This window comes from Sphingobacterium sp. UBA5996 (assembly GCF_002429765.1).
Classification (GTDB): Bacteria; Bacteroidota; Bacteroidia; order Sphingobacteriales; family Sphingobacteriaceae; genus Sphingobacterium.
Genome location: NZ_DJAS01000014.1, coordinates 135615 through 156002, shown reverse-complemented (window position 1 = coordinate 156002; position 20388 = coordinate 135615). Strand labels below are relative to the sequence as shown.

Below are 20388 nucleotides of genomic sequence, written 5' to 3'. Positions count from 1 at the left end.
GCAAAATTCGGTTCATTTTCACGATATTAAGAAAAAAAAATTTATGTTGTTTATTTAAAGGGCGATGCCTAGAAAAAGGGTGAAAGTATCCGTATGAAACTATTTCATCGCTGTCAATGACCAAGCCAGTGTAAAATCAAGACACCGATCAATCCAACAACAGAGACGAGCGTTTCCATCACAGTCCATGAGCGAAACGTATCCTTCATGCTCACTCCAAAATAAGATTTAAACATCCAAAATCCCGGATCGTTGACGTGCGAGAACATGAGACTACCCGCTCCCGTCGCTAGCACCATTAATTCGGGAGTAACATCGCCTGCCTGCACAATGGGAAGCATAATGCCCGCCGCCGTTAGCCCAGCAACACTAGCCGAACCAATCACTAGACGGATGATACCAGCTATCAACCATGCAAGCACAAGAGGTGACAAGCTCAGGTCTGCGGTTAGGTCAGCGATGTAGTTCGCTACACCACTATCTACCAAAATTTGCTTGAAGGCGCCTGATGCTGCAATGATAAAAAGGATCATCATGATCCCGCGGATTGCTTCTTCCACACTTGCGGACTGGTCCCGCAAACTTTTGCCTTGACGAATACCCATTGTGTACATCGCCATTAGCGATGCGATCATTAAAGCCACCACTGGGTCACCCAAGAAACGTAGTGCCGTCAACCAAGAAGAACCTGCTGGAAATATGAGATGTGAAAATGAACCAAAAGCAATTAAAACTATTGGAAAAAGACCCGTAAATATGCTAATTGCAAATCCGGGGAGCTCTTTTCTATCTGCGTTATTCTGTTCAGGAAAAAACTCGGTCGGTGGGTTGGTCGGAATGTGCTTAAGCATCCTGCCAAAGAGTGGTCCTCCGATAATTATGGCAGGAATGGCCACAACAATGCCATAGGCCATCGTCAACCCGATATCCGCATTGTAAGTAACCGCTATGGCTGTAGCTCCCGGATGTGGCGGCAAATACCCGTGCGTCACGGAAAGCGCTGCGAGCAGCGGAATAGCGACATAAAGTAAAGGCATTTTATTGGAAGCACATACCATGAAAACAAACGGAACCAAAACGATAAAACCGACATTGTAAAATAAGGGAATCCCTACTAAAAAGCCCGTGAGAACCATTGCCCACGGTAAGTTCTTTCTCCCAAACACAGCCGTTAATACCGTTGTAATCTTCTCTGCAGCACCACCCTCCGCCATCAATTTCCCGAGTAAAGACCCGAAAGCCAACAAAAGTGCCAACTGGCCCATGGTACTGCTCACTCCGGTTTCAACAGATTTAAGGATATCGACAGCACTCATATTCATAGCAAAACCGACCGCAACAGAAGTTATCAGTAATGAAAAGATCGTGTTTAATCTGACGACAGTAACTAAGAGAAGTAATAAAGCTACTCCCAAAATAACGATGATTAGCGGCATAATAATTTATATCTAGTTAAAACTCACCTTCCAATATATGGTACAGGCGTTCAAATTTCTGGAAGTTTTTCATATATACGGCGTGATTCTCCTCACTCGGTCTATAATAGTGTTCGGGATCTAGCTTTCCTTGCGCTTGTTTGCTTTTTATAGTGGGCTCACCTCCCTGTATACCCAATGCTTCCAAGCCGATCAATGCTGCTCCCCATGCAGAGCTTTCTACTGTATTTTTGGTGAATACAGGTTTATTGAAAATGTCTGCAAGCATCTGCACCAACAATGATGAACGCGCCAGGCCGCCACTTGCGAAAAGCGTATGAATTGGCCCGGTGTTCTCCTCTAATGCGATTCCTACACTGTAAATTGCAAACAACATCCCTTCCATCATGGCACGTGCGAAGTGTGCCCTGCCGTGATGCAACTGTATTCCAAAATAAACGCCCTTTGCATTGGAATTCCAATGTGGTGCCCGTTCACCAGTGAGATAGGGCAAGAATATCAAGCCCTCTGCCCCGGGAACGACGGAGTCGATCAAAACATCTAACGACGCGGAAGGATCTCCATCTGCTTCCATTTGAATAAATTCGCGTAAAAAGTTGTCTCGAAACCAGTTGCGTAATACACCGCCATTGTTGACCGCGCCACCAATTATATATTCATTTGGTCTCAGTAGGTAGGTAAATAGCCTTTGCTTTTTTTCTTGATTTGCCTGCGAACTCGCTACGCGAATAGCTCCACTCGTACCGATAGTTACCGAAGCCACTCCAGGACGTATAGCTCCTACACCGAGATTAGCCAAACAACCATCGCTACCACCTATCACAAAAGGGGTATTTTCAGGGATGTGCATCAAGGCCGCAATTTCTCGGTTAGGCATATTTAAAACATGATCGACCGGAACTGGAGATGCTAATTGCTCTTCAGATATGCCGGCCAACCTTAACGCCTGATCAGACCATGTTAATTGATGTATGTCGAAAAGCCCTGTTGCAGACGCAATGGAATGATCGACCACATAAACGCCAAAGAGCCGGTAAAAAAGAAATTCTTTGATACCGATAAACTTGTGCGACTGAGCAAATAATTTTTGATCGTTGGACTTCATCCACATTAATTTGCAAAGCAAAGACATGGGATGTATTGGCGTTCCTGTCCGCTGATAAAGCAGTCGGCCCACCTCACTCGTCTCTAAGGCAACCGCGATATCCTCGCTTCTGCGATCTGCCCATATCATGCAATTGCTAAGTGGATTCCCTGTCGCGTCAACAGCGATCAGCCCGTGCATAGCACTACTCACCGCAATGCACACAGGTCTCGGTATCTCAGCAATAGATCGCTTTAGGCTAATCATGACATACCTAATAGAATCAATACATGCGTCATAAACAATCTCTGGATCTTGCTCATACCAGCCTTCCGACGGATTTAATATGGGATAAGATATACTATGCTGTGACAAGATGTTCCCCGCGTAGTCAAATGCAACAGCTTTCGCAGATGATGTACCAATGTCTAATCCAATAATCATAAATAAAATTGATGTTTAGGAGAGTTCAATATACGGATTATCTGTGGGTTTACAACAAAAGCTTCATTACCAGCGGAGTAATTGAAGGGAGAAAAACGCCTTATAACGATCTGCTGATAATTTGTCTTTCATAGTATCAACAAAAATGGTAAATTTCAAATTAGAAAAACGATATTAAACGATGAGCATAGATAAAAAGAATAACTGCGATTTTGGAATAGTTGGACTCGGCGTAATGGGACGTAATTTATTGCTCAACATCGCCGACAACGGTTTCGCGGTAGCAGGCTTAGACCTCGATCCACGCAAAGCTGAGTCATTGGAAGCTGAAGCAAGTGAAGGACATCGCATCAAAGTGACAACCCAAGTAGAAGAGTTTATAGGAGTTTTGCAAAAGCCCAGAGCAATTATGCTGTTGGTGCCGGCCGGAAAGCCGGTTGATATGGCGATTGCCAGTCTTGTTCCGCTTTTAGATAAAGGAGATATAATCATCGACGGCGGAAACACATACTTCGCGGATACAGACAGAAGATTTAATGAACTTTCCGTTAAGGGTATACATTTCTTCGGAATGGGCATATCTGGAGGAGAAAGTGGCGCTCGTCGTGGCCCAAGCTTGATGCCCGGAGGCGACAGAAAGGCCTACGAAAGACTAAGGCCAATATTCGAGGCGGTTTCGGCCAAGGTAGCCGACGAACCCTGTGTGGAATTTTTAGGCAACGGGTCGGCCGGAAATTATGTAAAGATGGTACATAACGGTATCGAATATGGTATCATGCAGTTAATTGCAGAGACCTATGACCTGATGAAAAAATTATATGGTTTTGATACCCAAACCATACAGCAGACCTTCGAAGAATGGAACAAGGGCGATTTAAACGCATTCTTGCTTGAGATTACCGCTCAGATTCTGAAGAAAAAAGAGGGCGACCAGTATTTGGTGGACCTGATTTCAGATTGGGCAAGATCAAAGGGAACGGGTAAATGGACTTCGCAAAATGCGATGGATCTACAGGTGCCAGTGCCGGTGATTGATGCAGCGGTCAATATGCGCGATATGTCCAAATACAAACCCGAACGTGTGGAGGCGGCAAAACTACTTAAATGGGATGGACAGCCTATTGATCTGCCCGCCGAAACGCTTATTGCTCGCTTAAAAGATGCATTGTACTTTGTGATCATCACGACCTATGCGCAAGGTTTGGCACAGCTCACTGTCGCATCAGAGAACTATAGTTATGAGCTAGATTTACAGGTGGTAACCAAAATTTGGCGAGGCGGCTGTATCATTCGCGCGTCTTTGCTCGAAGATTTTAGAAAAGCCTATGCGACTAATCCGGGCTTACGCAATATCCTACTTGATAGCACCATTGCACAGAAGCTACTGAGCACGCAGGCCAGCGTTCGCGAGGTAGTCAAAGATGCTATCGCAAACGGGATCCCCGTATCCGGATACGTAAACGCACTCGCTTATTTTGATGCCTACCGATCGGAGAAATTACCGACAAATCTGATACAAGCACAACGAGACTATTTTGGCGCACATACCTATGAACGGATTGATCAAGAAGGCATCTTTCATACACTTTGGGATTAAACGAAAAAAGCTTGAAGATTCAATTGAATCTTCCTTTGAAATGCAAAAAAGCGGCTCTTTTATATAAAAGCCGCTTTTTACAACTGAATCCCTATCGGTTTTATATGCCGTTTATCTAGAGGCTAACGTTCGATATCCTTTAAGCTGCTCATTTTCTTGTATTCCAAGAAACCTTTGATATCCTCGAAATGCTCACGTACACGCTTGTTTCCAAATTCAAAAACTTTCTCGGCTAAGCCATCCAAAAAGTCACGGTCGTGCGAAACAAGGATCAACGTACCATCAAAATCTTTTAAAGCATCTTTAATAATGTCCTTGGTCTTCATGTCTAAATGGTTGGTCGGCTCATCGAGGATAAGTACATTCACCGGTTCCAACAATAATTTTATCATGGCTAAACGTGTTCTTTCTCCTCCAGATAACACTTTCACCTTTTTGGTCGTATCATCGCCACTAAACATAAAAGCGCCCAAAAGATCTTTCATCTTAACACGTACTTCACCTACTGCGATTTGATCAATGGTATCAAAAACGGTCATTTCACCATCCAGCAATGCCGCCTGATTTTGTGCAAAGTAACCAATTTTCGCGTTGTGCCCAACCTTTAACGTCCCTTCGAAATCGATTTCACCCATAATTGCTTTGATCATCGTCGATTTACCCTCACCGTTTTTCCCTACAAAAGCCACCTTTTCTCCACGTTCGATAACCATATTTGCTTTCTGAAAGACGACATGATCGCCATAAGCTTTCGTCAGATCTTCCACAATAACCGGATATTGGCCCGAACGTGGAGATGGCGGAAATTTAAGGCGCAGCGCTGAAGTATCCACTTCATCAATCTCAATAACTTCCAATTTTTCCAGCATTTTTACACGCGACTGTACTTGCAAAGTCTTTGAATATGTACCCCTAAAACGGTCTATGAACTCCTGGTTGTCCGCAATAAAACGTTGCTGCTCTTCATACGCTTTTAACTGATGCTGACGACGCTCCTGACGTAATTCCAGATAATGACTGTACTTGGCGCGATAGTCATAAATCCGTCCCATCGTCACCTCGATGGTCCGATTCGTAATATTGTCGACAAAAGCCCGGTCGTGCGAGATCACAATAACTGCTTTCGCCGAATTGACCAAGAAGTCCTCAAGCCATTGAATACTCTCAATATCCATGTGATTGGTAGGCTCATCCAATAAAATCAAATCTGGCTTTTTTAGTAATATCTTAGCCAACTCGATGCGCATACGCCAGCCCCCGGAAAATTCAGAAGTCTGTCTAGTAAAATCCGTACGCTCAAAACCAAGACCCTTCAAGACCTTTTCAACCTCCGCATCATAATTAACTTCCTCAATCGAATAGAACTTCTCACTTAATTCAGATACCCGTTCGATCAATTGCATATAATCATCAGATTCATAATCCGTACGAATATTCAACTGCTCATTCAAGCCTTCCAGCTCATCACGCATTCCGTAGACTTCTTCGAAAGCCTTAGATGTCTCTTCAAAAACAGTCACATTATCCTGTGTCAGCAAATGCTGCGGTAAATAGGCTATAATCGCATCCTTTGGCCCCGAAACATGACCTGTCGTAGGCTTTCCTGCCCCCGCTATAATTTTCAACAAGGTAGATTTACCAGCACCATTTTTGCCCATCAATGCGATCTTGTCATTCTCATTAATCGAGAAAGACACATCTGAAAAAAGAGTCGTTCCCCCAAAGGAAACGGAAATATTATTTACGTCAATCACTGTATGTTCACTTAATTTTGGCACAAAGATAAGCGAATCAATCTTATAAATAGACAATGGTGCATTTTTGTGTATCTTTGCGCCATGCGTTTTGATATTATTACGGTCTTACCAGACCTACTTGAAAGTCCATTTGCACACTCAATTTTGCAACGAGCGAAGAATAAAGGTTTGGCTGAAATACATGTTCACAACTTAAGAGACTATTCAACCAATAAACACAAAAGTGTCGATGATTATCCCTACGGCGGCGGATCCGGTATGGTTCTTCAAATCGAGCCTTTTGCAAAGTGTATTGAGCAACTGCAATCCGAACGTGTATACGATGAGATCATCTATATGACTCCAGACGGTGAAACATTCAATCAGGATATTGCGAACGGACTATCTACAAAAGGAAATATGATGATCCTCTGTGGACATTATAAGGGAATTGACCAACGTATTCGTGATATCTACGTAACAAAAGAAATTTCGGTCGGCGATTACGTGCTATCTGGAGGAGAACTTCCGGCCGCAATTGTTACAGACGCTATTATCAGATTAATCCCTGGAGTATTATCAGACGAAACTTCCGCTCTTTCCGATTCATTTCAGGATGGATTGCTCGACGCACCTATCTATACACGCCCTGCAGAGTGGAAAGGCCATAAAGTACCCGATATTCTACTCAGCGGTCACGAAGCAAAAATTGCCGCATGGAAAGATGAACAACAGTTGAAAAGGACACAAGAAAGACGCCCTGATTTATTAAATGATTAAGAAATAAGCGGAATTTTTGTTTTTTTGTCACAAAAAGTTTGCTTATTTATTTTTTTTTATAAATTTGTGTAATAATGACACGAAGATATACAAATACAAATTGGTGGTGGCCTGGAGCAATAAGCATCGGGAATCAATTGGTATTGTTATAATATTTCATAATCAACCAAAACCATTTATGGAAATTCCAACCCCGATGCTAACCAGTATCGGGGTTTTTTTATGCATGAATTTACAACAAGAAGATAAGACACATAAAATGAAGTATACATTCAAAACACAAAGCAGAAAGTTGCTTGCGGATACAACTACGCCAGTGAGCATCTATCTTCGTCTAAGAGATATCTTTCCAAACTCATTGCTATTGGAAAGCTCCGACTATCATAGTCGCGACAATAACATTAGCTACATCTGTTGCCAGCCAATTGCTGGAATCCAGCTCGATGAAAAAGAGCTAACGCTTACGTATCCTAATAGGGAGCGTATCGTAAAAAATGCGAAAGAAATTGAATTACGTCAGGAAGTATCCGATTTTAGGAATTCCTTCGAAGACCATACAATCGCCGAACTTAACCTCATTTCCAATGGCTTATTTGGATATTTCACCTTCGATTGTATCGAACACTTTGAAGATATCAAACTGACCACTTCGCCAGATCCGGCGCGGAAAATACCATTTATGCAATATCATATCTACAAATATGTTATTGCTATTGACCACTTCCGAAACCAACTCTACATCTTTGAACACCTGCTGGATGACGAAGAATCAGAACTCGAAAGAATGCAGTTTCTAATTCAGAACAAAAACTTTCCTGAATATTCCTTTAAACTTGCCGGTGAAGAAAGCTCCAATCGTACCGATGAAGAGCACCGTCAGTTGGTCAAGAAAATGAAAGAACATATCCAACGTGGCGATGTTTTTCAGATTGTTCCATCCAGAGGGTTTAAAACACCGTTCTCTGGTGATGAATTCAATGTCTATCGTGCATTGCGATCCATCAATCCCTCACCTTACCTTTTCTATTTCGATTACGGTGATTTTAAACTTTTCGGATCCTCGCCAGAAGCGCAATTACGCATTCACGGAAAACAGGCAACCATCTTCCCCATTGCAGGAACATTCAAACGTACGGGCAACATGGAGGAAGATCAGAAAATTGCCTCTAGACTCAAAGAAGATCCAAAGGAAACTTCTGAACACGTTATGCTTGTCGATCTTGCCCGCAATGACTTAAGTAGACATTGTACACAAGTTAAAGTTGAGTCCTATATGGAACCGCAATATTACTCCCATATTATCCATCTGGTCTCCAAAGTAACGGGCAGATTGAAAGATAACATCAATCCGTTTGACATTGTAGGCGATACATATCCCGCCGGCACATTGTCGGGGGCACCAAAACATATGGCGCTGACCTTAATCGATCGCTATGAAGGATTGCAACGTTCTTTTTATTCCGGTGCAATTGGATTTATGGGTTTTAACGGAGACTTTAATCACGCCATTATGATTCGTTCCTTCCTAAGCAAACAAAACACCTTACATTACCAAGCAGGCGGTGGTATTGTTCTCGATTCAGATCCTGAAATGGAACTTCAAGAAGTAAATAACAAAATCGCTGCATTGCGAAAAGCACTACAACTAGCAGAAACATTATGATCAGACCATTGGAATACTGCGTCGATAAGCATCATATCCGCACGTCAATAGATACCATTGATAACCGCATTGTGGAGCTATTGGCCCTGCGAAAATCCTATATTGACAAAGGCAAATCGCTAGATGATGAGCAAGCAGAAGAACAGCCACCAATTCGGAATTTAAACAATCATTATGGGGTACTAGCAAAAAAATTTAATTTGCCTACTGAATTTATTCAATCCATATTCCAAGAAATTGAACACTACATTCATCAAGATTTTATAGCAAAAGGTTATGAGCAACAATAAAATAGTCGTTATAGATAACTACGATTCCTTCACCTACAACTTAGTCCATTTATTACAGGAGTTAGACCAAGAGTACGTTGTATGGAGAAATGATAAATTTAAACTGGAAGATATTGATGCTTTCGATAAAATACTTCTTTCGCCGGGCCCTGGTATTCCAGAAGAGGCGGGGTTATTGCTTGACGTCATCCGTACATATGCTCCTCACAAAAGTATATTGGGTATCTGCTTAGGTCAGCAGGCTATTGCAGAGGTTTTTGGTGGGACCTTGTTCAATATGGAAAAACCTTTGCACGGTGTAGCAACAAATATCACCGTTGTTGACCAATCGGAAAAATTGTTTCAAGATTTTCCAAAAGATTCGAAAATAGGGCGATACCACTCCTGGGCAGTTAGCCAGGATACTCTTCCAACCTGCCTCAAAGTAACAGCCGTCGACGAAAATGGCATTATCATGGCCTTGACACATACCGAATACGATGTCCGAGGGATGCAGTTTCACCCCGAATCGGTATTGACGACGAATGGAAAAAAGTTAATTGAAAACTGGTTGGGAATCTAAAATTTATAAAAATGACTATACTGGATAAAATCATTGAAAGAAAAAAGATAGAAGTGGAAAAAGCAAAAGCTTCAGTTCCCTTGGAGGAGTTATTAAACTATCCCTATTTCAGCGTTGCTTGCCTATCGTTGAGGGAGTCTATTCTTGATCCTGAAAAAACAGGAATAATAGCCGAGTATAAAAGAGCATCACCATCAAAAGGAGAAATCAACAGTACCTCCACCGTAGAAGATGTTGTTAAGGCCTACGAAGAAGCCGGTGCTTCAGCAGTTTCTGTCCTCACTGATGGAGAGTTTTTCAAAGGAAATTTAGCGGATCTATCTAAAGCGCGTGAAGCAATCAGTATCCCTATTTTAAGAAAAGAATTTATCGTGGATAAATATCAGATTACTGAAGCTAAAGCCTATGGTGCAGACGTCATCCTTTTAATCGCTGCATGCCTGAAAAAGGAAGAAGTACAGGAATTCGCCGCATATGCTAAACAAATTGGCTTAAATGTCTTGCTCGAAGTACACAATGAACAGGAGCTATTAGACAATCTTTTTGACGACATTGATGCAATTGGTGTCAATAATAGAAACCTGAAAGACTTTTCGGTGGATCTTCAACATTCTTATAATCTTTTAGACCAAATTCCAACAGAATATATCCGGGTATCGGAGAGCGGTATATCGGATCCTTCAACCATTAAAGCACTTAAAAAAGCTGGATTCCAGGGATTCTTAATTGGTGAAAATTTTATGAAGACAGCCGATCCTGGTCGAGCGATCAAGGAATTCGTAAAAGAAATCTAAAAACTTATTTAAAACCAATCTAAATAAAACTATCTTTGCCAAAGACATATGCTAAGGTCTTTGTATTTTGGAAACGGATTTTTTTATTATCGATAGAAAGAGTTTTGAGCAAATATATCTTCGCCACTGGGAAGGTATGTTTGCTTTTTGCCTTAGCAATATCCACGATGAAGAGCATTCAAAAGAAATTGTACAGGATGTTTTTAAATCACTTTGGGAGCGCAAGGAAGAACTCCGTCTGAGGGAGGTTGAGCGCTATTTGATCCGATCTGTCAAACTCAAGACTTTTGAATATATACGTAATAAAGTATCCCGCCAACAACATCTGAACAATATTTCAAACATAACGGAATCTCAATATTCAGACAATACACTGATTGCCGAAGAACTTGCAGACAAAATTTCCTATCTGGTAACCACATTGCCTAACCAATGCCGAAAAGTATTTCAGATGAGTAGAGAGCAAGGACTCACAAATAAGCAAATTGCAGAGAAATTGGTAATATCTGAAAGAGCTGTAGAATATCATATTTCTAGAGCCCTAAAAACATTGAAGACAGAATTAATAGAATATATATCATAAGTTGTTGATGCAGAAAAGAGAAATCTCGTACTTTTGTTATTGAGTTGAATATACGGATGAAAATAGATCATAAGTTAATAGCGAAATACCATTTGGGGCAATGCTCTCCAACAGAAAAACTGCTGGTAGAAGAATGGCTGATGGATGATACGTTCGAATCCAACCCAATACCGATTTCAACAGCTAAAAAAAATAAATTGGAAAACGATATCTGGGCAGATATCAACACCTATATCGAGACCGCAGAAGCTCCGATAGAAATTAAGAGCAAAAAATACCCGCTTAAATATGTTGGCATTGCAGCTTCCTTCCTAATCCTGCTTAGCTTTGGCCTCCATCAGTTCAATAACATGAAGGAGAAAACTGATGCAACATTTGACAACGCGCGGAATGGGAACTTGAAATATATCAATCAACAAAATTATAAAATAGTTTTGGGTAAAAATGCGACGGCTCAGATCAATACCGATACAGGGATAATTAAGACTACAGGCAATATGCTCTTTATCCCCAAAAGGAACTTTGCTTTTAGCATGCCGGGGGCTGATAAAAAGAAAGAATTAAAAACGGGCGAAATCTATTTTGTTCTGCAGCCACAAAAAAATGGGAAACAGGTTATTATTGCAAAATCCGAACTAACCTTTCTGGCGCCGACATTACAACACGAACTTAAATTGCAATTTAACATCATTTAATCGACAAAACTCCACCACCCATAGTACTATGCTATCAAGCCGCCTTATCTTATTTCTCCCACTTTTGCTTTTTGGCTTAATGATAAGTTGCCAATCAGAACATAGGGAGAAGAGCTTAGTAGGCAAATATAGCCTCTATACAATGGATAAGGATTTAGGTAACACTATCGTCACGACTAACAGCATGAATAGCGGAAAATTGACTATCCACCAAAATGGAGTGGCTATTCCTACGCAGGAGTTCGATCGCAGTATCATTGTTAAAAATGGTAAATTTTATTTCCTCAATGAAGGGAAATTCAAAAAATATACACTCGAAAAATCAGGTCTAAAAGAAATTGGACAACTGCCAATGCCCGACCAGCATATAGAAAATATCAACTGGATAAATAACGATACACTGCTCTTATTTACATCAGACAACAAAACTAACCGGCGTCTATGGTACACAAAGATCACTATCAAACCTTTTAAAATCGTTCAGCAACAAGAATTAAAAATACCTTCCTCAGCTCCTGACTTTAATATTATCTCGGTTGGTTTTAGTACCATACACCAGCAACAGCTGCTAATTGGTTACACGTTTAATAAAATTATCAATGAAACAGACTTTACCACAATAGATACCCTATATGTGGCTACCCTAGATAAAACAACACTAAAGCTAAAGGGAGTCCAAAAAGATACCCGATCTACTTATCCAGGTGGAATAAACACCGTCCAATCTTACAGTTTCAATGATGAAAACGGAAATTACTACTTTATGGCCTGTCCCGGTATTGCCTTGGGCAATATACCTTCAAAGCCCACAACAATCTTTAAGATTGAGAAAGAATCCACACAGATCGATCCAAATTACTTCTTTAATGTAACAGCACAAACCCACAATCACGCCTACGGAATCTGGTATTTAGGTAACAACCAAGCTATTATACGAAGCGAACGCAAAGATCGTTATACAGATTTCAGCGACCACCACTCAACCTATCAATTCGAATATTACCGCATTGACCTCGTCAAAAAGACTACGCACAAACTTGACCTCCCTTTCGACAAAGGAACCCGCAAAGAATCTGTTCTCGTCGAAAATGGCAAAGCCTATATTGCTATCGACGACAGCTCAGACCGACATCAGGTCTGGATCTATGATATAAAATCAGAAGAGATAAAGGCGGGGCTTCAACTGGATCAGGCTACGGACTTTATCGTAAGGATAGATCGACTAAATTAATTCCACCTGTAAAACAGGTGATTACAATAAATATTCTTTTTTTTCAACGCAAGACCTTCGGTAAATCTAGGCATACGCTACTTAGTTAATATGTATTTAATCTAAATAAGTGTATGTCAAATTTTAGAGCGATATCTACCTGTGCATTGCTATCGTTTTCTTCCGCACTCTTTGCACAACAATACGGCGTATTGCAAGGACAAATAAAAAGCTCGAAAGATGGGAGCTTATTACATTCGGTTAGTATCAAAATAAAAAATACGCAACTAGGAACAACATCCGATGCATCGGGAAATTTTCAACTGCCGCATATTCCCTTCGGGAAATATAAAGTACTTATATCTACCGTAGGTTACGCTAGTCGAGAAGTTCAAATTGATATATCTGCTATTGCTACAAAAAAATTAAACATTGATCTCGATCCAACAGCGCAACAATTGGGTACAGCTCAAGTGGATGGAAAATCGGAAAGCACCAAACTGAAGGAAACAGGCTTTGCTGTTAATGCGATAGAAACAAGACAATTTGCCAATCTAAATCTCGACATCAATCAGGTATTATCCCGCAGTCTCGGTGTAAATATCCGCGAATCGGCGGGTCTCGGTTCTGATTTTAAATTTTCTATCAATGGACTTTCAGAAAAACAGGTTCGCTTCTTTATTGACGGCATTCCAATGGAAAACTTCGGATCAGGATTGACGTTAAACAACATACCTGTTAACCTAATTGAACGCATCGAAGTATTTAAAGGTGCCGTTCCAGCATATCTTGGTTCGGATGCACTCGGCGGTGCCGTCAATATCATCACCAATCAGTCTGCCGGCAATATGCTGGATGCCAGCCTTGCTTATGGCTCCTTCAATACCATGCGTGCTGCAGTAAATGGTCGATTTACAGATCACAAAACTGGCCTGTCCATTCAATTAGGAGCCTTCCATAATCTTTCCGACAATAATTACTGGATGCGCAACAATCCTAAAAATGAGGCACCGATTAAAGTGATTGAAAATGAAAAAATCATAGAACGCGATGCCAAACGCTTTCACGATAGGTACCGTTCCGATATGGCACAATTCGAAATATCCTTATCCGACAAAGCTTGGGCAGATAAGATTTCATTCGGATTGACATATTCGGACTTCAACAAAGAAATACAGACCGGTGCTACCCAAAATACGGTATACGGTGAACTCCGTACTGTGGGCAACTATATAATGCCTTCTTTCAAATACAAAAAAGACAACTTTTTGATCGAAAAGCTAAATATGAACGGCTATGCTTCTTATGGTATCGACAGATACCGTGTCATCGATACAGCTAGCCAAAGCTATGGCTGGGGCGGTGGAACAGGAATCCCATTAGCAATTTCGGGAGAACTCAATGACATCAAAACCATCTATCATTATAAAAACAAAAGCGCACTAATACGTACAAACTTTAGTTATGAGTTGGACGAATTCAACGCGCTCAACCTCAACTATAATTTTGCACATAGCAGCAGGTCGGCAGAAGAAGAACTTGGTAATGCGAAAAGCAATCCATTGGGAACTCCCAACACCATATCCAAAAATATTTTAGGACTTGCCTATCAAAATCTTACACTGGACAAACGTCTTAGTACATCCATTTTTACGAAGTTATATAATTTGGGAACATTTGCCCGAGACGTCGTCTATTTCAGTGGCAGCGATGGCAACGGTTATACAAATAAAGACAACAGGTTCAATAAAAACTATATCGGTTATGGTCTTGCCTCCCGGTTCAGCCTAAGGCAGAATCTCGGAATCAAGGCATCCTACGAACGCACCTATCGTCTCCCGGAATCGCAAGAAATGTTTGGTAATGGGATCAATATCATTGCCAATAACAAGCTAAAACCTGAGAATAGCAACAACATCAATGCTGGGCTCTATCTCAATCAACACTTCGGTAGACACAGCCTTAACTTTGAAAGTTCCTATTTCCTACGGTATGCAAGCGATTTTATCTATTTCAAGCCCACGGGTGGAAAGTTTTCCAGTTACCAAAATTTGGACAAGACTACAATCAATGGCCTTGAAGCAGAATTAAAATATCAGTATGCTAATTTGCTGGACTTTTCGATCAACGGTACGTACCAAAATTCAACGAATAAATCCAAATACATTGATGGGCAAACCGCTAACCCCGACATAACCTATAACGACAGAGTACCCAATCAACCTTGGTTGTATGGGAATCTTAATTTGAGCATCTATAAAAATAATTGGTTGGCACCGGATACGAAATTGCAGTTTATCTGGTCCTCAAATTACACCCACTGGTATTACTTGGATTGGGAAAGTGTGGGTAGTAAGGAATCTAAAAACCAAATACCTACACAGTTTATCCACAATGCAGCTCTCTCCTATTCTTTTGCAAAAGACAAATACAATATTTCTGTCGAATGCAGAAACCTGACCAATGAGCTGGCTTATGACAACTTTAGGTTGCAAAAACCAGGGCGTTCATTTCACGTCAAACTCCGATATTTCTTAAATAGCTTTAATCACAATTAATTATGTTTTCAAATTTAAAATCCACAGCAGTTCTCTTTAGCGCGAGTCTTATGGTAACATTGGCCGCATGTTCCAAAAGCAATCCCGGTAGCGAAGTAGAGCCTCCTGCGCAGGAAAGTGCAACATATGGTTTTGTTGTCGAGGCAGGAACACCAGCCGCAACTTACAATCTTGTTGCCAACTCCCTAACAGAAGGAATCCTTACCACTGCCGCTAACGGTGCAAAATCCAATTACGCAGCCATAACCTCAAAAGGTGAATTTTATTACGGGATAGACACAGATTCTAAAACATTAGTCAAATACACAAGTGATAACTCCAAAATTACAGTTGTCAAAGAAATTCCATTTCCTGCAATAAGCTGGGCATATTACTCCAGTTTCTATAAATGGAAAGATGACAAAACACTGGTCTTGTTTAGTTCAGATGCTGCAATTCAATTTGAATATGCTATCCTCGATGTCGAGAATATGAAAATTACCAGCAGTGGTAAATTGAATATTCCCGGCCTAATGGACGGATATTATTTCTGGGCTTACAATGCCGCTTTTATTGGTGATAAATTGTATTTATCCTACACACAGGAAAACAATGATACAGGCATCTCTGTAAGCAAAACGTATCTGGCGAGTATGGACTATCCTTCGATGAGCAACATTACAGTGACACAAGATGACCGGTTCACCTTCCCAAGTCATTACACCCTGAATGTACAATCCTCATTCACGCAAGATCAGACAGCTTATTTTATTACTTCACCTACAATTTGGTCAACAAAAACAACGGGTGAACCTTTCGGAATCTTTAGGGTACAGAACAATTCAAAAGAGATCGATCCAACCTATTTCTACGAATTGACCGACCGCACAAAAGAAGAAGCTGTTGGACTTACCTATGTCGGTAACAACAAGGCTGTTGTTAGAATCTTGGATAAAACTAAAATTAAGGACTCAGATTCTTATGGAACAGCATATATCACAAGCTTCTATTTGGTTGACGTAAAAGCACAGACCAAGTCAAAAATCAATATCCCTTTGGCCAAAGGAACTCCTTTTGCCGAAAACGTAGTGTCGGATGGGGATAATATTTACATTGCTGCGAATACAGCAGAGGGCTACTATGTGTATCAATACAACACTTCTTCTCAAGCTGTCTCTAGAGGACTAAAACTTGAAGGTATAAATGCCGTCAATAAAATGGTCAAATTATAACTATAATTAAAGAAAGTCACTTTGTAAGCATGATGGAAACACTATTCCTAATGCCTACAAAGCGACTTTACCTCAGTCCTTACTGGGCGACGATGATCAAATCCGTCAATTATGCTAAGTAAAATTAATGCCTGGCTCCATCTTTGGTTAGGGCTTGCTGCCGGTATACCCGTTATTATATTAGGAATTACAGGCTGCGTACTTGTCTTTGAACATGACATCAAAGAATTAACAACAAACTATATCCACATCGAACCACGAAGGGCAGATGAGCAACTTCCACCTTCAGCGATTTACAAGGCCGTAAACAACATCCTTCCAGATAAAGAAATTGCAAGTTCATGGTATTATGGACTTGATAAATCTGTCAAGGTCAGTTTGGATCATTCCGACAGTCTGGTGTATGTAAACCCCTATACAGCGGAAGTATTGGCTATTGTCGATCATGAAGATTTCTTTCATTTTATGGATGAAGGGCACCGCCATCTATGGATGCCTGTTAAAATAGGCCGGCAGGTTGTTGGATGGAGTACTTTCATTTTCTTTATCTTGCTGATCACAGGACTTATTCTGTGGTGGCCAAAAAAATGGAATAAAAAATCAAAAGAACAAAGTTTTAAAATCAAATGGAAAGCTAAGTTTAAGCGAGTCAACTATGATTTACATAATGTACTCGGCTTCTATTCACTTACATTAGCTTTTGTCATGTGTTTAACAGGACTCATTATGAGCTTTCCTTGGATAAGAAATTCTGTTGTTTGGCTGACAGGCGGTTATCCTCAGGACAAGAAAATAGAAAAAGTAGACCACAGCAGTCAAATCGATCAGCCTTTAAATGACGCGCTACAAGTTGCCGACCAAATTTGGTATAAGGTACGCCATGAGTATGCCAAATACAACAAAGAAGCAGTTATTGTCCATTATCCCGAGAGCGAAGACAAAACAGTATACGCATGTACCGATATGGAAGGCGGCACCTGGCGAGATCTCAATTTCGATCGAAATACACTTGAACTTACAGGCCGGAAACAAGGACCCATTGATGAGGCCAACGCGACAGAATGGTTGATGCGATCCAACTATGCGCTTCACACGGGTTTTATCGGTGGAATGACAACCAAAATCATCTACTTTGTTGCCTCACTTGTATGCGCAACTTTACCAATAACAGGATTTTATATCTGGTGGGGGAAGAAAAGAAAAGCGATAAAAAAACGAAACGCACTCCATTAGCAACACCCTAAATTATAGCAATACCGTAACTATACCATTATGCTCTACTTCAATCATCATATCTTTAGTCTACTATTAATTTGCACAGTATCCAGTAGCTTTGCCCAAAAAAGAAGCCACATCAAAGGTCAAATTATCGGTGAAGATAAGCAGGCAATTCCATATGTGAATGTCAGCCTTCATCAAGCGAAAGACAGCACATTAGCAAAAACTATCACCGCTGATAGTACCGGGCATTTTATTTTCGGTGACACAAAGGCAGGCCGTTATTATATAAAAGTAAAAAGCATCACACACCAAGAGACCTTTAGTCCACATTTCAGTTTGGATGAACAACTCGGTGGATACGACCTGGGTCAGATTGTATTGCTAACAAATAATGAATACTTAGCCGAGGTGCTTGTGGTACGCAAAAAGCAATTTATTGAACAGCAACGGGATAAACTAATATTTAATATTGAAAATTCCATGCTTGCGGAGGGAAATAGCGGGCTTGAATTGCTCAACAAGCTACCGGGCGTAGTAGCAGATGACAACGGAACATTATTCATTAAAGGGAAATCAGGTGCAACGGTAATGATCAATGGAAAACTGACTTATCTTTCTGGTGACCAATTGGCCAATCTATTACGGAGCACATCTTCCATTGATATCAGCAAAATTGAAGTCATGACTAATCCTAGTGCCAAAGAAGATGCGGCCGGATCGGCCGGAATCATCAATATTGTTTTGAAAAAAGGAATAAGAGAGGGATGGAATGGTTCTATTTCCCTCAACGGTGGTGCAGGCCGAGGGCCGCATTTTGGCGGAGGTATTAATCTTAATTACCGCACTGAAAAACTAAATGTATTCGGAATCTATAATCAGTATCATCAGAACCTGGAGTACTTTAATTCCCTCACACGCTACTTCTATACGGATCAAGGTAACCGCCCCGAATCTTATACACAACAGGAAAATAAGATACAGCCCAAACTTCGATCTAATAACTTTAGAGCTGGTATAGATTACAACATAGATTCCAGACAAACACTGGGCGTGCTGATTAATGGTGGATTCGGCAAATACCCGAAGTATGAACCCACGACAAATAGCTTCAGTACCTTTGACGATAATCGATTAATATGGTCTTCATCTACGATAACGGAAGGAAAAGAACGCTGGCGGGATATGCTTTATAATTTCAACTACGGCATTAAATTTAATGAGAAAGGACACGAATTAAAAATCGATCTTGATCTTGTAGACCATTATTCCAAAATGGATCAAGAACTGAACACCAACTATATAAAAGCAGATGGCACTCCGCTCAATCGGCCTTCTTCACGTCGAGGCGACATCCCCTCAGACAATAAAGTGTACGTCGCCAAGTTGGATTATACACTGCCCCTAACCAAAGCGTATCAACTGGAGGCTGGCTGGAAAGCCAGTCATGTCCGTACAGAAAATGACCTACATTACGATACCTTACAAAATGATCAATATGTCTCTGACCTGACAACAAGCAATCATTTCATTTACAAAGAAACCATACAGGCAGGCTATATTAATCTTTCCAAAAGTTGGAAAAAAATTTCGGCTCAGGTTGGCTTGCGGGGAGAACACACACATACATCAGGCCATCAAATTACGCTGAATGAACACTTTGAAAAATCCTATTTCAAACTATTTCCATCAGCATTTCTAACTTACGCTGTCAATGAAAAAAACAAATTGCAGACAAGCTACAGCTACCGTGTGCAAAGACCATCATTTTGGGATCTCAATCCATTTCGTGTATACACCGATCCTTTCTCCTATTCGGAAGGCAATGCCCGTCTGAACCCTGCATATGAACATGCATTTGAGCTGGGATATACTTTTTCTAACAAATATATTTTCACACTGAATTATGCTTCACGAACTGACGTTGTCAACGACATCCTAGGAAGGGATTTATCCAATCCGTATATAACTTACGAACGGCCAGAGAATATCGGCTCATTCAAAAATTTTGGCGTTTCTTTTATCGCTCCGACCCAATTGACAAGTTGGTGGTCAGCCACGCACTTCACAAACTACTACCGTAATGAATATGAAATTCCACAGGACGGCATACTGATTAGCCGTAAAGGCAATACGCTGACCCTGAATAGCCAGAATACATTCAAACTACCGAACGACTGGTCCATAGAAGTGGGCGGGAGCTACACCTCCGGATTGACGATAGGGTTAAGCCAGATCAAGAGCTATGGCCAGTTATATAGCGGCATCCAAAAAAACTTCCTCAATAAAAAAGCCACGCTGAAATTAGTGGTTAATGACATTTTCAGAACCAATAATCGACGATATGAAACGATCTCGCCAACGATCAGGCTCATTGGTAGATCTAATCCCGACAGTAGAACTGCCATCCTATCTTTCAGCTACCGTTTCGGTGGTTCTCAAAACACAACGGCACAACGCACTACGGGTTCCGAAGAAATCAAAAGTCGACTCTAAACTCATGACAGTTCGCTAACTTTATACTAAT

At 40.9% G+C, this 20388-nt stretch carries 16 protein-coding genes; 13 read left to right on the top strand and 3 right to left on the bottom strand.

Annotated elements, in window-relative coordinates; all coding sequences use genetic code 11:
• Positions 1–113: 113 nt before the first annotated feature.
• Together B3E00_RS11125 and B3E00_RS11120 are read right to left on the bottom strand one after the other, a co-directional pair.
• On the bottom strand, positions 114–1436 hold the full coding sequence (locus B3E00_RS11125) for a gluconate:H+ symporter (RefSeq protein ID WP_293882067.1): 1323 nt from the start codon (positions 1434–1436) through the stop codon (positions 114–116).
• Between the two features lie 16 nt (positions 1437–1452).
• Positions 1453–2964, bottom strand: a complete 1512-nt coding sequence (locus B3E00_RS11120) for a gluconokinase (RefSeq protein WP_293938449.1) — start codon at positions 2962–2964, stop codon at positions 1453–1455.
• A gap of 181 nt (positions 2965–3145) precedes the next feature.
• Between B3E00_RS11120 and gndA the strand changes: the two genes are divergently transcribed.
• Positions 3146–4561, top strand: coding sequence for an NADP-dependent phosphogluconate dehydrogenase (gene gndA / locus B3E00_RS11115; protein WP_293938448.1), 1416 nt, complete (start codon positions 3146–3148; stop codon positions 4559–4561).
• A gap of 122 nt (positions 4562–4683) precedes the next feature.
• Here the strand turns inward: gndA and B3E00_RS11110 are convergent, their stop codons facing one another.
• Positions 4684–6315 (bottom strand): ABC-F family ATP-binding cassette domain-containing protein, encoded by a 1632-nt coding sequence (locus B3E00_RS11110; protein WP_293882120.1) that lies wholly within the window; start codon positions 6313–6315, stop codon positions 4684–4686.
• 84 nt (positions 6316–6399) lie between these two features.
• Between B3E00_RS11110 and trmD the strand changes: the two genes are divergently transcribed.
• From trmD to B3E00_RS11050, 12 genes are all read left to right on the top strand, one after another.
• Positions 6400–7077 (top strand): tRNA (guanosine(37)-N1)-methyltransferase TrmD, encoded by a 678-nt coding sequence (gene trmD, locus B3E00_RS11105; RefSeq protein WP_209577610.1) that lies wholly within the window; start codon positions 6400–6402, stop codon positions 7075–7077.
• Between the two features lie 259 nt (positions 7078–7336).
• Entirely contained in the window at positions 7337–8740 is a 1404-nt protein-coding gene (locus tag B3E00_RS11100) for an anthranilate synthase component I family protein (protein WP_293938447.1), read from the top strand.
• Positions 8737–9030 (top strand): isochorismate pyruvate-lyase, encoded by a 294-nt coding sequence (locus tag B3E00_RS11095; RefSeq protein ID WP_293882078.1) that lies wholly within the window; start codon positions 8737–8739, stop codon positions 9028–9030. Before B3E00_RS11100 ends, B3E00_RS11095 begins: the two co-directional genes overlap by 4 nt.
• Complete coding sequence (locus tag B3E00_RS11090) at positions 9017–9592, top strand: anthranilate synthase component II (RefSeq protein ID WP_293938446.1); 576 nt, start codon at positions 9017–9019, stop codon at positions 9590–9592. Before B3E00_RS11095 ends, B3E00_RS11090 begins: the two co-directional genes overlap by 14 nt.
• Before the next feature lie 11 nt (positions 9593–9603).
• The gene (gene trpC, locus B3E00_RS11085) at positions 9604–10386 is read left to right on the top strand and encodes an indole-3-glycerol phosphate synthase TrpC (protein WP_293938444.1); all 783 of its coding nucleotides are present in this window, start codon (positions 9604–9606) and stop codon (positions 10384–10386) included.
• Between the two features lie 67 nt (positions 10387–10453).
• The gene (locus tag B3E00_RS11080) at positions 10454–10969 is read left to right on the top strand and encodes an RNA polymerase sigma-70 factor (RefSeq protein WP_293882084.1); all 516 of its coding nucleotides are present in this window, start codon (positions 10454–10456) and stop codon (positions 10967–10969) included.
• Between the two features lie 56 nt (positions 10970–11025).
• Entirely contained in the window at positions 11026–11664 is a 639-nt protein-coding gene (locus tag B3E00_RS11075) for a hypothetical protein (RefSeq protein WP_293882086.1), read from the top strand.
• A gap of 142 nt (positions 11665–11806) precedes the next feature.
• The gene (locus B3E00_RS11070) at positions 11807–12895 is read left to right on the top strand and encodes a hypothetical protein (protein ID WP_293938442.1); all 1089 of its coding nucleotides are present in this window, start codon (positions 11807–11809) and stop codon (positions 12893–12895) included.
• A gap of 113 nt (positions 12896–13008) precedes the next feature.
• The gene (locus B3E00_RS11065) at positions 13009–15432 is read left to right on the top strand and encodes a TonB-dependent receptor (RefSeq protein ID WP_293938440.1); all 2424 of its coding nucleotides are present in this window, start codon (positions 13009–13011) and stop codon (positions 15430–15432) included.
• A gap of 2 nt (positions 15433–15434) precedes the next feature.
• Complete coding sequence (locus B3E00_RS11060; RefSeq protein ID WP_293938438.1) at positions 15435–16643, top strand: hypothetical protein; 1209 nt, start codon at positions 15435–15437, stop codon at positions 16641–16643.
• Between the two features lie 111 nt (positions 16644–16754).
• Positions 16755–17876, top strand: a complete 1122-nt coding sequence (locus B3E00_RS11055) for a PepSY-associated TM helix domain-containing protein (RefSeq protein ID WP_293938436.1) — start codon at positions 16755–16757, stop codon at positions 17874–17876.
• A gap of 39 nt (positions 17877–17915) precedes the next feature.
• Positions 17916–20357 carry an outer membrane beta-barrel family protein gene (locus B3E00_RS11050; protein ID WP_293938434.1) on the top strand — a complete coding sequence of 814 codons (2442 nt, stop codon included), beginning with the start codon at positions 17916–17918 and terminating at the stop codon, positions 20355–20357.
• Positions 20358–20388: the final 31 nt, after the last annotated feature.

Coding starts and splice junctions, on each gene's coding strand:
- B3E00_RS11125 (WP_293882067.1), bottom strand. CDS start 1,436: ATGCCGCTAATCATCGTTATTTTGGGAGTAGCTTTATTACTTCTCTTA.
- B3E00_RS11120 (WP_293938449.1), bottom strand. CDS start 2,964: ATGATTATTGGATTAGACATTGGTACATCATCTGCGAAAGCTGTTGCA.
- gndA (WP_293938448.1), top strand. CDS start 3,146: ATGAGCATAGATAAAAAGAATAACTGCGATTTTGGAATAGTTGGACTC.
- trmD (WP_209577610.1), top strand. CDS start 6,400: ATGCGTTTTGATATTATTACGGTCTTACCAGACCTACTTGAAAGTCCA.
- B3E00_RS11100 (WP_293938447.1), top strand. CDS start 7,337: ATGAAGTATACATTCAAAACACAAAGCAGAAAGTTGCTTGCGGATACA.
- B3E00_RS11095 (WP_293882078.1), top strand. CDS start 8,737: ATGATCAGACCATTGGAATACTGCGTCGATAAGCATCATATCCGCACG.
- B3E00_RS11090 (WP_293938446.1), top strand. CDS start 9,017: ATGAGCAACAATAAAATAGTCGTTATAGATAACTACGATTCCTTCACC.
- trpC (WP_293938444.1), top strand. CDS start 9,604: ATGACTATACTGGATAAAATCATTGAAAGAAAAAAGATAGAAGTGGAA.
- B3E00_RS11075 (WP_293882086.1), top strand. CDS start 11,026: ATGAAAATAGATCATAAGTTAATAGCGAAATACCATTTGGGGCAATGC.
- B3E00_RS11070 (WP_293938442.1), top strand. CDS start 11,807: ATGGATAAGGATTTAGGTAACACTATCGTCACGACTAACAGCATGAAT.
- B3E00_RS11065 (WP_293938440.1), top strand. CDS start 13,009: ATGTCAAATTTTAGAGCGATATCTACCTGTGCATTGCTATCGTTTTCT.
- B3E00_RS11060 (WP_293938438.1), top strand. CDS start 15,435: ATGTTTTCAAATTTAAAATCCACAGCAGTTCTCTTTAGCGCGAGTCTT.
- B3E00_RS11055 (WP_293938436.1), top strand. CDS start 16,755: ATGCTAAGTAAAATTAATGCCTGGCTCCATCTTTGGTTAGGGCTTGCT.
- B3E00_RS11050 (WP_293938434.1), top strand. CDS start 17,916: ATGCTCTACTTCAATCATCATATCTTTAGTCTACTATTAATTTGCACA.